Raw genomic sequence first — 14,938 nt, forward strand, 5'->3', positions numbered from 1 at the left:
AGGAAACCTGCCATGAAGGTCACGCAGACGTCCGCCAAGAGCACCAGCACCAGCGCGGTCGACAAGGAGCACGACGGATTCACGGACGAGGAACGCGGCGCGATGAAGGAGCGCGCGCAGGAGCTGAGGACGGCCGCGCGCCGCGGCCCGCGCGCGGCCAAGCCGGACACGGAGAGCGAGGTGCTCGCGAAGATCGCCGAGATGCCGGAGGCTGACGGCGTCCTCGCCGAGCGGATCCACCGCATAGTCAAGGCCAGTGCGCCGGACCTCTCGCCGAAGCTCTGGTACGGGATGCCCGCGTACGCCAGGAACGGCAAGGTGGTCTGCTTCTTCCAGAGCGCGCAGAAGTTCAAGGCGAGGTACGCCACGCTCGGCTTCAGCGACCTCGCGGATCTCGATGACGGCGCCATGTGGCCGACCAGCTACGCCCTGACGAAGCTGACCGCCGCGGACGAGGCACGCATCGGCGAGCTCATCGGGCTAGCCGCGGGCTGAGGCCGGTCCGTGTAGCCCGCCGGTCCGGTCCCACGTCCCCTCGCAGGGCGGGGTCGTGGGTGCTCCCGAGGGCACCAGCGCGCGTTCGTCGGCCGTGAACGCCCGGCCCACCGCCGAGCACAACGCCTTCACCATTTCCTCCGGCCGCAGGTCCAGGTCCTGGTACCAGCCGTCTCCGGCGATGCCGAGCTGTGTTCCGCCGCACAGGGCCACGCCCCATGACGCGAACTTGCTTGATAGCAAACAAAATTGATTATGAATCAGGGTCACGAGCGGCAAGTGCGGCGAAGGGATGGCGCGCCGCCCGGGTGGGCAGCGAGGATCATCCCCATGGGTCGGGGAAGGAACTGGGGCATCAGTACGGGAGTGGTCTGCTGCGTGGCCGCCGCGGTCTGGCTGGGCACGATGGCGGTGCGGGACGGCTGGGGCGAGGCGGACCCGGTCGCCAGTGTCCTGGGAGCCACCGCGGGGATCGCCGCCCTCATCGTGACGTTGCGTACGTCCGGCGCCGGCGCCGGCACCGGCAGCACCTCAGAGGCGGGGCTCCCCCTGTCCACGGCGCCGCCGGTGCCGGACTGGGTGGTGGACAGGTCCGAAGCGAGGGAGGTCGTCGCGGCCGTGTGCCGTGGGCGGGGCGGCTCGGCGGTGGGCATCACCACCGGCCTGCACGGGGCCGGCGGCTTCGGGAAGACCACGCTGGCCAACGTGGTGTGCGCGGATCCGAAGGTCCGCCGCCATTTCCGCGACCACGTCTACGTCGTCACCATCGGCCGCGACGTGCGCGGACGGGCGGCGATCGCGGCGAAGGTGGCCGAGGTGACCCGGTACCTCACAGGTGACGCGCGCGAGACCGGCCAGGACCCCGACCTGGCAGGGCAGCACCTCGGGGGCCTCCTCGCACGGCGGCCCCGCATGCTGCTGGTCCTGGACGACGTCTGGGAGGCCGAGCAACTGGCGCCGTTCCTGCAAGGTGCCCACCGCACCTGCGTCAGGCTGGTCACCACGCGGAACCCGGGTGTGCTGCCCCCGGGATCGACGCCGGTCACGGTCGACCGGATGTCGTCGCATCAAGCGCTCGCCGTCCTGACGCACGGCCTCGATCTGCCCGAGGCGATCTCACGCGCCCTGGTCGACGCCACGGGCCGGTGGGCGCTGCTCCTGCGCATGGCCAATCAGCGCCTTGCCGCCCAGGCCGCCACCGGCGCCGACGCCGCCGCGGCCGCCTACCAGCTCCTCAACCGGCTGCGCGCCCAGGGACCGACCGGCGCGGACGACCCCGACGTCCCGCTGGACCTGAACGACCCCAAGCGGCGCAACGCCGCCGTGCGGGCGAGCATCCAGGCCGCCACCACGCTGCTGCCGCCGGACGGCGCCCGCCGCTTCGCCGAGCTGGGCATCTTCGCCGAGGACGACGCCATCCCCGTACCGCTGGTGCTGCGGCTCTGGGAGGCCACCGGGAATCTGGAAGAGGCGCGGGCGCGAGACCTGTGCAAGCAGATGGCGGACTTGTCCCTGCTCACCCTCGACACCACCGTGACCGACGGCGTCGTGAGCGTCCACGACGTCGTCCGGGACTATCTGCGCGCCGAGCTGGCGGGCGAACTGGCCGCGGTGAACGGTGTGTTCGTCGATTCCCTGGCCCCGCAGCTTCCGTACGCCTCCTCCTCCTCCTCCTCCTCCTCCTCGGCAATCGCGACGCCTGTGGTCAGGGCATGGTGGCGGACCGAGAGCCGGTACCTGCACGACCACCTCGTCGAGCACTTCATGGACGCCGATCGCAGAGACCTGGCAGAGGCGCTGGCCGGCGACCTGCGCTGGATACGGGCGCACCTGGAGCGGCTGGGTCCCAACGCCGCCATCCGCGACCTCGACCGCGTCCGGACCCCTGCCACGCGCACCATGGCGCGGGACCTGGCCCGCGCGGCCCACCTCCTCACGCCGACCGACCCGCCCGACGCCCTCGACGCGGTGCTCCGCAGCCGTCTCGGGCCGCTCCCTCACTGGCGCACCCGCCACGTCCCCCTCACCGGCTCCCTTCCCACGCTGGTCAACATGTGGGCGCCGCCCGACCTGCCCGATCCCCTGCTGATGCGCAGCCACGTCGACACGACCCACGACGCGACCGCTCTGGCCGTCAACTCCCATGGCACGTGGCTGGCCAGCGCCGGCCGGGACGGCGCCGTGCGCATCCGGAGCGTCAGCACCGGAGCGGACGTCCGGACGCTGGGAGGAGCCCACAGCGGCCCCCTGGCCGCCCTGACGATCAGCCCGACGGACACGTGGCTGGCCACCGCCGGTGTAGACGGAACCGTACGCGTGTGGGACACGGCGTCCGGGGCCCAGGTACACACGCTCGCGGGCGACACCAGCTGGGTGACGGAACTCGTCGCCGACCCGAACGCCGCATGGCTCGCCACCGTCAACCGTGACGGCACCACGCGACTGTGGGACACCGCCTCCTGGCGCCCGCTGCGTACCCTCGCCCTGCCGAGCGGCACACCGGCGACCTGGTCCCCGTACGCCGTACGGGCGGTCGGCGCGACCTCTGACGGCGCACGGCTCACCACGATCGACTCGGCGGGTGTCGTGCGGACCTGGAACACCGCCGACGGGACCCTGGCCGCCACGGTGACATGCGGTGCGGGCCCCGTGCGCGCCGCATGCGTCAGCCCGGACGGCGGGTGGCTCGCCATCGCCGACGGCGACGGCACCGTGAGTCTGCGCGCCATGGACTCGGGCGCCGAACTCCGGAGGCTGACTGCCCACCCGCGCACCGTCGACGCGTTGTCCGTCAGCCCGGACGGCGCGTGGCTGGCCACGAGTGGCAGTGAGGGCACGGTGCGGCTGTGGGACGCCGCGAACGGAGCCGAACTCCGCACCCTGACTGGAATCGACCACGTGCGGAGCATCGTCATCAGTCCCGATCGCACGTGGCTGGCCTCCATCACGCGGGACGGCGCGGTACGCACCTGGGATACGTCCTCCGGTACGGAGCCGACCGGCGGATCACGCCCGGCCGTCGCCGTCCGTACCCTCGCGATCAGCCCGGACGGCACCTGGCTGGCGACGACCGGCACGGACGGGCTGGTCCGCACGTGGAGCCCGGCGACAGGTGAGGAGACGGGAACGCTGACCGGTCATCGAGGCATCCTCGACGCGGTGGCGATCAGCCCGGACGGCACCACGATCGCGACGAGTGCGAGAGACGGATCCGTCCGGCTCTTCGACCGCATCACCGGAGGGGAGTCGATGTCGAGCCGGCGAGGCGGTGTACGAGCGCTGGCCGTCATGACGGACAACGAGACGGTCATCACGCTCAACCGGGACGGCTCGGCAGGATGCCGGCGGCTGTCGATGGCCTACGAAATCGCACAGCACACCGGCGAGGCCAACGACGTGGCCGTCAGCTCCGACGGGGCCTGGTTCGCGATCGCCAGTTCGAGCGGCGCGATCGAGGTGTGGGCCGGGGCCACCTGGTGGAGGGAGGACCACCACAAGCTCCACGACGCTTCCGGAGCGGTCACCGGCGTGGCCATCAGCCCCGACGGCACCTGGCTGGCGGCTTCCTACGCGTACGGGACGGTCCACATCTGGGACGTCCGCAACCGGATACGGATCCGGACACTGAGCGGCCACACCGGCCCGGTGAACGCGGTGGCCATCAGCCCCGACGGCACCAGGATCGCCACCGTCGGCGCGGACATGACGGTGCGGATCTGGGACCCCGGCCAGGAGGCGGCGTTGACGCTCATGCGCACCCGCAGCCGGCTCCACACCCTCGCGTTCGGTCCCGACGGCCGGTCGCTCTACGTCGGTGGTGACCACGGGCTGTTCGGATATGTCCTGCAGTCGGCCACCACCCCACGTCCGATGTCCGGACCGCGCCGAGTGCAGGGCGCCTGAGCGCTGCGGAATCGGCCGGTCCGGGGCGGCGCCCTGCCGTGGCCGGCAGGGTCTGCACCGCCCCGTTCAGTCCACGAGCACGCCCGGATTGAGGATGCCCCGCGGATCGAGCGCCCCCTTCGCGGCCCGCAGCGCGAGGGCGAAGGGCTCGGGGCGCTGGCGGTCGTAGCCAGGACGGTGGTCCCGGCCGACGGCGTGGTGGTGGGTGATGGTGGCCCGGTGGCGGTGCAGGACCTCGCTCGCGACGGCCTTGAGGTCGTCCCAGAGGGCGACCTCGTCACCGGCGCGGCCCGCGGCGAGGACGGTGAAGTACGGGGCCGCGCCGTCCGGATACACGTGCGTCAGGCGACAGTTGACGGTCGCGGGATGTCCGGTGGCCTTGAGGGCCGCCTCGCCCACCTCGGTACGCACCGCGTCGATCAGCCCGGGGATCCGGTCCCAGGTGGCCGCCGTCTCGAAGGTCTCCGCGACGGCGCCCATCCTGGCCAGGCCGTCACGGAGGTACGGCATCCGCAGGAAGGCCGAGCGCCAGGCGCTCACGGCCGCGTCGCCGGCCGGGGCCCCGCCGGAGGTCCCGTCCGGGCCGGTGGTCGCGTCGTACCGGCCGCCGTACGAGCGGGCCAGGCCGACGGCCTGTTCGAGCCGGGCGGCCACCGGTTCGTCCGCCGACTCGAACCCCAGGACCAGCACGGCGCAGCCGTCCCGCGCAGCGCCCGACAGCGCGGCTTCACCGGCGTCCAGCAGACGGCAGTTGGCGGGGGAGAGGCCGGACTGCGCGATGGCGCGCACCGCCCGGAGCGCGTCGTGGAAGTTCGCGAAGGCGACTGCGGCGGACGCCTTGTGGCGGGGGCGTAGCTGCAGGCGGACCCATGCCTCGGTGATGACGCCGAGGGCCCCCTCGGAGCCCAGGAACAGGCGGTCGGGGGAGGGGCCCGCCCCCGAGGCGGGCAGTCGCCAGGAGCTGCTCGTACCGGCCGGGGTGACGACGCGCAGCGACTGCACGAAGTCGTCGATGTGCGTGCGGCCGGTGGCGTAGTGGCCGCCGGCGCGGGTGGCGAGCCAGCCGCCCAGGGTGGAGAACTCGAAGCTCTGCGGGAAGTGCCGCAGGGTGAGGCCGTGGGGCCGCAGCTGGTCCTCCAGGCTCGGCCCGAGGGTGCCGGCCTGGATGCGCGCGGCCCGGCCCTCGGTGTCGACCTCCAGGACGCGGCCCATGGCGGTCAGGTCGAGGGACATCACCGCCCGGTGGGCGTCGCCGCGGTACTCCACGCCCCCGGTGACCGAGGAACCCCCTCCGTACGGGACGACGGCGACCTGCCGGTCACCGGCCCAGTCCAGCAGGTCGCTCACGCCCCGTTCGTCCGTCGGGCGGGCGACGAGATCGGGGATGCGGCCGGGTCGCCCGCGCAGGGCGCGCACCACGTCGCGGTACGCCTTTCCCATGGCGTGGGCGGCGCGGTCCCCGGGATCGGCGGTGACCAGGTGGTCGAGGCTCCGCGGGGGTTCGACGGCGGGGCTCCCAATGCCCAGGTCGCGGACGCGTGGCACGGGGAGCGGGTGGCCGAGCGTGCCGGGGAGCAGGGCGCCCATCGCGGCGCATTCGTCGTCGTCGGGATGTGCGTCCGTCCAACCCCAGCCCCACCAGGAGCGGGTGCGGGACGTCGGCTGCGGGGTGGTGCCGGCCATGGGTGCGCTCCAGAGGTCAAATAATTTACCTAGTGGTAAATTACCTACTGATAATATGCGCTCATGGCAACCCCTTCTTCGAAAGCCGGCACCAAGGGAGTCCCGAAGCACCACCGTCGGCAGCAGATGCTGGACGCCGCCACGGAGGAGTTCGGCATCCGTGGCTATGCGGCCGCGTCGCTTCCCGCGATCGCCGCGCGCGTGGGCGTCACCAAGACGCTGCTGCACCAGTACTGCGGCACCAAGGAGGAGCTGTACATCGCCTGCCTGGTCCCTGTCGGGGACCGGCTCCTGGACGCGATCCGTACCGCGATGAGCCCGGACGGGACGGGGCCGCACACGCCGCTGCGCGTACTCCGCGGCATCTTCACCGCCCTGGAGGGGCAGCGGGAGGCGTGGTTCGTGCTGTACGACACCACCCTGCCGCCCGGCGGGGACGCCGCGCGCCGGGCGGCGGAGTACTGGTCGGCCATCGACCGGCTCGCCGCCGGGGGCACCGCCGAACTGATGCGCGCGGCCGGATCCGCCGACCCGCTGGACGCCGACGCGCTCAAGTACGTCTGGCGGGACCTGGTCGCCACCCTCGTCCGCTGGTGGGTCAAGCACCCGGAGCAGACCCCGGAGGCCATGACGCAGCGCTGCGCCCGCCTCTTCGCGGCCGCCGCCACCCTCACCTCGGACAGTCGCTTCGGCTGAAGCCGGGCTCCTCGCCGGCCCCCCGGCAAACGGCTCCGCGGTCGCGAGCGCTCCGCGTGGAACCGGGTCATCATGGCCGGAGACCGGCGGGGCTTTCGTGCGGCCGCCGGACCTGCACGTGGCGGCACGTCCGAGCCGGAAGGTGAGTCGTACGCATGGACGAATCACGCAGAGCCTGGTGCATGGTCGGCGGTGTCGTCGCCGTCATCCTCCTGGACCTCTTGGTCATCATCCTGATGAACACCGTCTGGTGATCACCGCGAGACGGTGACCCGCCTCTACGGCTGAGGCCGTCTTCGGCTCACACCCCGCTCGGCCTCCCGCGCCGCGCGGCGAGGTGTCCCCGGTGGCCGACGGGTCCGCCCCCGCCCAGGACCGGTGCCGCACCTGCCCGCCGTAACGTGGCCGTGACGAGCTGCCCCGTGCCGTGCGCCGTGCGCCGTGCCTCGTGCGCCGGGCCCTGCGCCGTAGGAGCCGTGGCCCGAGCTGCGTCGCGGCCTGCGCTCATCACTGACTCTCTGTCAACTCTCTTTCGATCGAAGGCTGTTCATGGGCACCCGTGCCAGGAAGAAGGGGTGCCCGGACCCTTGCTGTGCCGCCCCGGTTCGCGAATGATGCTTCCGGCGTGTCGGCCGACGGTGGTCGTGGTCCGTCCCGCCACCTGATTCCGACCGGCCCGGGAGGCCTGTTTTGCGGACGAACCGTCACATCCGGAGATCCATCGTGGTCGCCGGCGCCACCCTCGCGCTGGTCGTCGGCGTTACCCAAGTGGCCTTCGCGGCGCCACCGCCGGCCCTGCCCGCCCAGGCCGAAGCGATCGAGATGACCTTCCAGCCGGCCTACGACTACGACACCGACGGCTGCTACCCGACACCCGCCATAGGCTCGAACGGTGTCCTGAACGGCGGGCTCAAACCCACCGGCGCCCTCAACGGCAGCTGCCGGGACGCCTCGGACCTCGACAACACCAACGGCTACTCCCGCTGGACCTGCAACAACGGCTGGTGCGCCGTGATGTACGCGCTGTACTTCGAGAAGGACCAGGCCCTCCCGGGCAGCAGCCTCGGAGGCCACCGCCACGACTGGGAACACGTGGTGGTGTGGATCCAGGGCAACGAAGCCAAGTACGTCTCGACCTCCGCCCACGGCGACTTCAACATCCACACGCGCGACCAGATCCGCTGGGACGGCACCCACCCCAAGATCGTCTACCACAAGGACGGCATCAGCACGCACTGCTTCCGCGCGGCGAACACCAACGACGAACCGCCCGAGAACCACCGCCGCACCTGGCAGTTCCCCGCGCTCGTCGGGTGGTCGGGCTACCCGGCGACACTGCGGGACAAGCTCAGCGCGGCCGATTTCGGCAGCGCGCACTTCGGCCTGAAGGACGGCGCCTTCGCGTCCCACCTGGCGGAGGCCAAGCCCGCGGGCATCGCCTTCGACCCGTACCTGTAGACGGACGGCCACCGGCTGCCGGTGTGGGCGGCCGGCGGCTCACGTCACCGTGCCGGCGGTTCGTGCCCTCCTGCGCGCGCCGTGCTCCCGGCGCTCGCGCCGCTCCCGTCCTCCGCGAGGAATTCCGCCACGGCCATCGCGAAGAGGAGCACCAGTGCGATGACGAGGATGACCAGGCCCGTCGGGTAGCTCCACAGGACGAAGGTCAGCACGGCCGCGGCGACCAGGACCCAGGTGATCCAGCCGCGGTGGCGCTGGACGAACGGGCCGACCGGGCCGGTGCGCATGCCCGCCCGGTCCGCCGTGGAGCGGACGGCGCTGATGCCCGAGTGCCACACCTGTCGTACGAGCGTGGCCCAGCGGCCGGGGCCGCTCAGCCAGGCGGCCAGCGCGATCACCACGCCGAGCACCACGGTCATCCGGACCGTCGTACGCAGGTAGCGCGTCAACGCGTCGTAGACGCTCTCCGCCGCGGGCTGCGAGACGCTGTCCGGCAGCCCGTTCAGGTACATCACGCGGAAGACGGTCAGGCCCACGCCGAGCATGAGCGTGGCGAAGGCGAAGGCCAGTGCGGCCGTCACGAGAACGCGGCGGCGGTGTCGGGAGAGGAGCACGCCGGCGGCGACCAGCAGCACCGAGAGCACCGGCAGCCAGGTGCCGGCGAGCTGCAGGAGGCGGAAGTAGGTCTTGACCTTGCCGATGTCGTCCGACCGCAGGACCGTGAAATCGGTGTGCACCTCGGGGATCTTCGAGGCCACCGTCATGCCTTCGTCGACGAGACGCTGCTTGACCTGATCGACGACCGGGCCGAGGTCGACGGTCACCGAGTCGTTCTTGATCTTCACCGCGGCGTCGCCGCTGCCCGTGAGGGCCTTCACCACCGCGGTGTGGATGCGACGGTTGGCGTCCGTCCAGATCCGCGCGAAGGTGTCGGAGGCGATGACGTCCTGCGCCTTGTCGTGGACGAAGCTGCGGACCGCGCTCTCGAGCGAGTTGCCGAGCTTGCCGAGTGCCTTCTCCAGAAGCGGCCGGTCGGTGGGCGCCACGCCTTCCAGCAGCGCCGGGATATCGATGTGCTCCATCACCGCGTTGGTGACCCGGTTGGCCGCTGCCGCCTGGATGTCCGGGTCGGAGGCGAGCGGGGCGACCGTCTGCACGTACCGGTTCGTGTCGCCGATCTCGCTCGACGCCCATGCCGCGACGGCCGCGAGCGGGGCGAGGACACAGCCGATGATGATGAGCACGGCGGCGAAGAAGGACTTCCACCGGTGATGGGGCTCCCGGGCCGCCTTCGCCGCCTCCAGTGCCGCCACCCGGGAGCGCAGGTGTTCGAGTTCAGCGCGCTCGGGGTCCGCGCCAGGGCGTCCCGTTGCACCTTCGTCCGTCATGGCGCGTCCTTTCCCGGCGATGGGGGTTCACCTTGCAGGGGACCGCGCCGGGCGGGCGGACGCGAGTGAACCGCGTCCGAGTGGGTGAACGAGTGGGCGAGCAGGTGAGTGGACGGGCGGACGGCTCAGGGGGAGGGCTCGCTCCGAGGACGCCGCGCACCGCCGATGCCCTGCCGGTCGGCCGTCCGCGCGCTCGCGCGGCGGGCGGGGTCGGTGAACGACCGCTGGACGGCTTCGTCGAGGAGGACGAGTTCCGCCCGTACCGCCGGCAGACGTTCGGCCGACTGGGTCTCCAGCAGGTCCTCCAGCAGTGCGCGCAGCCGCCTGCACACCTGGAAGGACGTGGCTCCGTACTCGCGGATCTCGGTGACGCCGAGCTGTAGGTAGTCCTCCCAGCCGCGGCCCGGCACCACCAGCCGCGGCCGGCCCTGGCCGTCGGCGAGCACGTACCGGCTCCGGAGCCCGGCCCGGCCGACGGCGTGCAGGAACGTGTCGATGTGGTTGAGCACCTGCACGGCGGTCGTCGGGTCGTTCACGGCGGGCGACAGGGCGCGGATGGCGATGTCGACGAGGATGCGCAGGGCGAAGGCGGGGTCCTGCTCGATGGTGCGTTCGGTCCCGAGGGCGACGAGCCCGGTCACCTGCCGCGGGTCGGGCGTCCGCGCGGAGCCGTGGGCCTCGACGAGGGTGGTGCCGGGCGGCACGAAGTCGCCGACCTGGTGGGCCAGTACGAGGACGCAGTCGAGGCGGACGGCGGCGGCGATCATCCCCGTCGCGTCGAACGCCTGGATGACTCCGCCCCGCTCGGACCGGATGCGGGTCACCGGACCGGTCGGCGGCAGGGGAGACCCGTCGCGTGCTTCGGCGCCATGGATGCGTTCCGTCGCGCGGACGAGCACTTTCCCGCCCAAGCGCCCCACCAGGTCGGCGATGGCCACGGGCCGGAGGTTGTGGGTGAACCGGTTGAGGTAGATCAGCAGCAGTACGAGGCTGACGGAGACGGCCACACCGGACAGGGTCACCCCGAGGTCGGGTACGTTGTCCGACTCGATCTTGCGCAGCAGGGAGAAGGCGTACGCGAACGTGCCGGTGAACGTGGCCAGCACGAGTTTCTGCAGCCGGTCGCGGTACCAGAGGCGCATGTAGCGCGGGGACAGCGTTCCCGTGGCCTGCTGGACGACGAGCACACCGATGGTCACGACGAACCCCAGCAGCGCGACCATGGATCCGACGACCGAGCTGAGCACATTGCTCGCGGTCGTCGCGGAGTACTGCCAGTTGTCCGGCACCCAGCCCGCCGGCTCCACGTCTGCGAGCCACTCGGCGAGCAACGCGCCCAGGACGAGTCCGATCAGCGGGATGATCCACAGGCTCGCCTTGGCGTACTGCCTCAACCGGAAGCGCGCCGCCCAGGACATCATCGTCCGCTCCCGTGCGGTCCCCACCGCGGACCGCCGGAGGTTTCGGGAGCCGGTGCAAGGGTCGACGGCACGGGCAGCCTCCGGATCCGGCGGTGCGATGCGGCCTGAACATCCCGTTCGTGCCGTTCCATGCTAGAGCCGTTTCCCGGGGGGTGCAGGTGCAGCCCGCTCGGCGGGCTGGCCCGGTATTCCGTGCTTAAGCTGACTGGGTGGCGTCGGAAGGGGTTCTCCCATGGCTGACTACCCGCTGATCGAAGATCACGGCCTGATCGGTGATCTGCAGACCGCGGCATTGGTGACCACGGACGGAACGATCGACTGGTTCTGCTGCCCGCGTTTCGATTCCCCCAGCGTGTTCGGGGCTCTTCTCGACTGGGAGAAGGGCGGGCATTTCTCGGTCAGACCGACGGAAGAGACGTACACCACGAAGCAGTTGTACCTGCCGGACACGGCGATCCTCGTGACGCGGTACATGACCGAGTCCGGTGCCGGCGAGGTGGTCGACTTCATGCCGGTGACCGGAGGAACGGCCACGGACCGCCATCGCCTGGTCCGTATGCTCCGGTGCGTACGCGGCAGCATGACCTTCCAGATCGACATCGCCCCACGGTTCGACTACGGGCGGGCGCCCCACACGCTGCACGTCACCGAGAACGGAGCGGTGTTCGCCTCGGACGATCTGGAACTCACCCTCAGCGTGGTGCGGGAGCCGGAGGACGAACGGGTGGTGCACAGGCTCACCGGCGAGCACGACCTGCGCGTCTCGCTCGCGCTGGAGGCGGGACAGCAGCGGGGCCTGGTCATCGAGTCGGCCGCGGAAGGGCCGCCGCGCGAGATCCGCGTCGCCGAGTTCCAGGAGCTCTTCGACGACACCAGGCAGTACTGGCGGTCGTGGCTCCGCCAGTCCCGGTACACGGGCCGATGGCGCGAGACGGTGGAGCGCTCCGCCGTGACGCTGAAGTTGATGACGTACGCACCCACCGGCGCCCTGGTCGCGGCCCCCACGGCGGGCCTGCCGGAGCAGCTGGGCGGCGAGCGCAACTGGGACTACCGCTTCACCTGGATCCGTGACGCGTCCTTCTCCGTGTACGCCCTGCTGGGGCTGGGGTTCACGGAGGAGGCGAGGGCCTTCATCGGCTGGCTGAGCGACCGGGTGAAGGAGAAGGCCGGCAGCGACACCGACACGGGACCGCTGAACATCATGTACCGGGTGGACGGTTCCTCCGACCTCTACGAGGAGACCCTGGAACACTGGGAGGGGTACCAGGGATCCGCCCCGGTGCGCGTAGGCAACGGCGCGGCGACCCAGTTGCAGCTGGACATCTACGGCGAGGCACTCGACAGCATCTCCTTCGCCCACCAGCACGGCATCCACCTGGACATCCAGGGCTGGACATCGCTGCGCACGCTGCTCGACTGGCTCGTGGACCACTGGGACCAGGCCGGTGAGGGACTGTGGGAGACCCGCGGTGGGCGCAAGCACTTCACCTACGGCCGCGTCATGTCCTGGGTCGCCTTCGACCGCGCGCTGCGGCTGGCGGTCGCCCACGGTCGGCCTGCCGAGAGCGGCCGCTGGGCCGCCGAGCGCGACAACATCTACGAGCAGGTCCTGGCCAAGGGCTGGGACCCGACGCGCAAGGCATTCGTCCAGCACTACGGCAGCGACGTGCTCGACTCGTCGCTGCTGCGGATGCCGACGGTGGGTTTCATCACGCCCGACGACCCGATGTGGACGACCACCCTGGACGCGATGGACCGGGAGCTGGTCACCGACAGCCTGGTCTACCGCTACAACCCCGAGGCCTCGCCCGACGGTCTGCGCGGCTCCGAAGGAACGTTCTCCCTGTGCACCTTCATGTACGTCGACGCCCTGGCACGGGCCGGGCGGGCCGATCAGGCCAGGCTCGTGCTCGAGAAGATGATGACGTACGCCAATCACCTGGGTCTGTTCTCCGAGGAGATCGCCCTGACGGGCCGGCAGCTCGGCAACTTTCCCCAGGCGTTCACCCACCTGGCGCTCATCGATGCGGCCATCACCCTCGATGAGACCCTCAACCGCATGCGGCAGGGCGGCGGCTAGGAGTCCTCGGGAAGGTGCTGCCGCCCCAGTGGCACGGGGCCGAGCAGCACGACGAGGTCGCCCTCTTCCGGGATGACGGCCTGGCTCTCGTCGACCGGCTCCAGTCGGCCGTCGGCACGTACCACGAACAGCGTTTCGTGTCCTGGCGGGAGTGGATCGGAGGCCGGCTGTACCAGGAACCGCGCGCCCTGCTCGTACCGTGCCGCCAGGACGTGACGGACGAGCGAACCGCCGAAGAGGACGGCGCCGCCCGTGTACGGCGCGACGACACCATGGCTCTCATGGGGCGGTCCCACACGGTAGACGGGGCCCTCGACGTTGTCCTCGACCAGCACCGAGGCGAGCGCGTTGAAGTCGTCGTCATCGGTGAGCAGGAAGACGGCGTTGACCCCCTCCAGCCGCGCCCTGGGGTTGGTGGCCGTCGCCAGCAGGTCCCCTCTGGCCAGTGTGATCCCGGCGTCCTTGATCCGTGCGCGCTCCTCGTCCGCGCCCGCCCACATCTGCACGTCGAGCCCCGCGGACCGCAGGGCCCTTCCGAGTGCGATCGCCCACGGAGCGCCGCCCACCAGGAGGGGCCGCGTGAGGTTCGGCGTGGCGACGCCGAGCCGCCGGGCCACGGGGCCTGCGGTCAGTGCGTACAGCACGACCGTCGAGACGATCACCAGGAAGGTGATGGGAAGGATCTTGGAAGCGCCGCGCAGCCCCAGTTCGACGAGGCTCGCGGAGAAGGCCGCCGCGGTGGAGGCCGCGACGATGCCGCGCGGGGCCATCCATCCCGCGAACGCCCGTTCCCCCACGCTCATGTCCTTGCCCGTGGTGGCGGTGAAGGCCACGAGCGGCCTCACGATGAGGACGAGGAACGCGACGAGGACGAGCGTGGGAAGGAGCACGGGTGTCAGGGAGGCCGGGGTGACGCTGGACGAGATGGAGATGAACAGCAGCCCGATGATCAGCTGGACCAGTGTCTCGAAGAAGGGCCGGCGAGCGGGCATGTCGAAGCCCCGGATGTTGGCCGCGGCCATACCGGTGACGATCGCGGCGATGAGCCCGGTGTCGTCGCGGACGATGTCGCATCCTGCCGACACTGCGATCACCGTGGCCAGTTGCGCCAGCGTTCCGAGCGCTTCGCCGAGCCGGAGCACGCGCAGGGTCAGCCAGAGCAGCGCGACCCCCACGGATCCGCCGACGAGGCCGACGGCCATGCTGATGAGGAACTGGCCGATCTGGTACCCGCGACCGATGTCGATCTGGTGCGTCGTCGCGACGGCGTGGAAGACGATGGCCCCGAGGATGGCGCCGATCGGGTCGGTCAGCGTCCCTTCCCAGATCAGCAGGCGTCGCACCTTGTCGGTCGGCCGCACGTACTGGAGCAGGGGCCCCACGACCGTGGGCCCGGACACGACGAGGATCATGCCCACCATCGCGGCCACCCGCAGCGACATGCTGAACAGGGCCGGGCCGACGGCCCCGACGGCCAGGAAGGTGAAGGTCACTCCGAAGAGCAGCAGCCTGCCCACGATCGTGCGGGTGTGGCCGGTGAGGTTGCGCAGGTCGAGGCCGAGTCCGGCGTCGTAGAGGATCACTGCCACGGACAAGGACACCAGAGCGGAGAACGACTCCCCGATCAGCTGGTCCGGATGGATGATGTCGGTCAGGGCGCCCGCGATGAAACCGGCCGGCAGAAGCAGGATCAGCGAGGGGACGCGCAGTTTGCTCGCGAGGATCTGGCAGGTGGTGGCCAGGGCCACGATCAGGGCGATGCCGAGGAGGATGTCGTTCTCGCTCACAGCGGCTTCCTTCCTCGCTGCACGGGC

The 14,938-nt window shown here is 71.2% G+C and carries 9 protein-coding genes; 5 read left to right on the top strand and 4 right to left on the bottom strand.

Going from position 1 to position 14,938, the window contains the following annotated elements; translation table 11 throughout:
* Positions 1 to 12: 12 nt before the first annotated feature.
* Together OG737_RS31190 and OG737_RS31195 are read left to right on the top strand one after the other, a co-directional pair.
* Positions 13 to 495 (top strand): iron chaperone, encoded by a 483-nt coding sequence (locus OG737_RS31190; RefSeq protein ID WP_405922267.1) that lies wholly within the window; start codon positions 13 to 15, stop codon positions 493 to 495.
* A gap of 330 nt (positions 496 to 825) precedes the next feature.
* On the top strand, positions 826 to 4,398 hold the full coding sequence (locus OG737_RS31195; protein WP_405922268.1) for an NB-ARC domain-containing protein: 3,573 nt from the start codon (positions 826 to 828) through the stop codon (positions 4,396 to 4,398).
* Between the two features lie 66 nt (positions 4,399 to 4,464).
* Here the strand turns inward: OG737_RS31195 and OG737_RS31200 are convergent, their stop codons facing one another.
* Positions 4,465 to 6,081: an FAD-binding oxidoreductase gene (locus OG737_RS31200; protein WP_328929543.1), complete on the bottom strand. Its 1,617-nt coding sequence runs from the start codon at positions 6,079 to 6,081 to the stop codon at positions 4,465 to 4,467.
* A gap of 63 nt (positions 6,082 to 6,144) precedes the next feature.
* Here OG737_RS31200 and OG737_RS31205 point away from each other — a divergent pair, with 63 nt between their 5' ends.
* Both OG737_RS31205 and OG737_RS31210 read left to right on the top strand, forming a co-directional pair.
* Positions 6,145 to 6,777, top strand: a complete 633-nt coding sequence (locus OG737_RS31205) for a TetR/AcrR family transcriptional regulator (RefSeq protein ID WP_405922269.1) — start codon at positions 6,145 to 6,147, stop codon at positions 6,775 to 6,777.
* Positions 6,778 to 7,467: 690 nt separating this feature from the next.
* A complete protein-coding gene (locus tag OG737_RS31210) occupies positions 7,468 to 8,235 on the top strand; it encodes an NPP1 family protein (RefSeq protein WP_328929545.1) in 768 nt (255 codons plus the stop codon).
* 44 nt (positions 8,236 to 8,279) lie between these two features.
* Here OG737_RS31210 and OG737_RS31215 read toward each other — a convergent pair whose 3' ends face one another.
* Together OG737_RS31215 and OG737_RS31220 are read right to left on the bottom strand one after the other, a co-directional pair.
* Entirely contained in the window at positions 8,280 to 9,623 is a 1,344-nt protein-coding gene (locus OG737_RS31215; protein WP_328929546.1) for a hypothetical protein, read from the bottom strand.
* A gap of 125 nt (positions 9,624 to 9,748) precedes the next feature.
* Positions 9,749 to 11,068, bottom strand: coding sequence for a DUF2254 domain-containing protein (locus OG737_RS31220; protein ID WP_405922270.1), 1,320 nt, complete (start codon positions 11,066 to 11,068; stop codon positions 9,749 to 9,751).
* A gap of 208 nt (positions 11,069 to 11,276) precedes the next feature.
* Between OG737_RS31220 and OG737_RS31225 the strand changes: the two genes are divergently transcribed.
* Positions 11,277 to 13,124, top strand: coding sequence for a glycoside hydrolase family 15 protein (locus OG737_RS31225; protein WP_328929548.1), 1,848 nt, complete (start codon positions 11,277 to 11,279; stop codon positions 13,122 to 13,124).
* Here the strand turns inward: OG737_RS31225 and OG737_RS31230 are convergent.
* Positions 13,121 to 14,911: a cation:proton antiporter gene (locus OG737_RS31230; RefSeq protein ID WP_328929549.1), complete on the bottom strand. Its 1,791-nt coding sequence runs from the start codon at positions 14,909 to 14,911 to the stop codon at positions 13,121 to 13,123. The genes OG737_RS31225 and OG737_RS31230 overlap by 4 nt on opposite strands.
* Between the last annotated feature and the right edge of the window lie 27 nt (positions 14,912 to 14,938).

It is taken from the genome of Streptomyces sp. NBC_00122 (assembly GCF_045160845.1).
Taxonomy (GTDB): domain Bacteria; phylum Actinomycetota; class Actinomycetes; order Streptomycetales; family Streptomycetaceae; genus Streptomyces.

What these genes read in the sequence shown, in the direction of transcription:
- OG737_RS31190 (WP_405922267.1), top strand. Translation starts at nt 13, where the DNA reads ATGAAGGTCACGCAGACGTCCGCCAAGAGCACCAGCACCAGCGCGGTC.
- OG737_RS31195 (WP_405922268.1), top strand. Translation starts at nt 826, where the DNA reads ATGGGTCGGGGAAGGAACTGGGGCATCAGTACGGGAGTGGTCTGCTGC.
- OG737_RS31200 (WP_328929543.1), bottom strand. Translation starts at nt 6,081, where the DNA reads ATGGCCGGCACCACCCCGCAGCCGACGTCCCGCACCCGCTCCTGGTGG.
- OG737_RS31205 (WP_405922269.1), top strand. Translation starts at nt 6,145, where the DNA reads ATGGCAACCCCTTCTTCGAAAGCCGGCACCAAGGGAGTCCCGAAGCAC.
- OG737_RS31215 (WP_328929546.1), bottom strand. Translation starts at nt 9,623, where the DNA reads ATGACGGACGAAGGTGCAACGGGACGCCCTGGCGCGGACCCCGAGCGC.
- OG737_RS31225 (WP_328929548.1), top strand. Translation starts at nt 11,277, where the DNA reads ATGGCTGACTACCCGCTGATCGAAGATCACGGCCTGATCGGTGATCTG.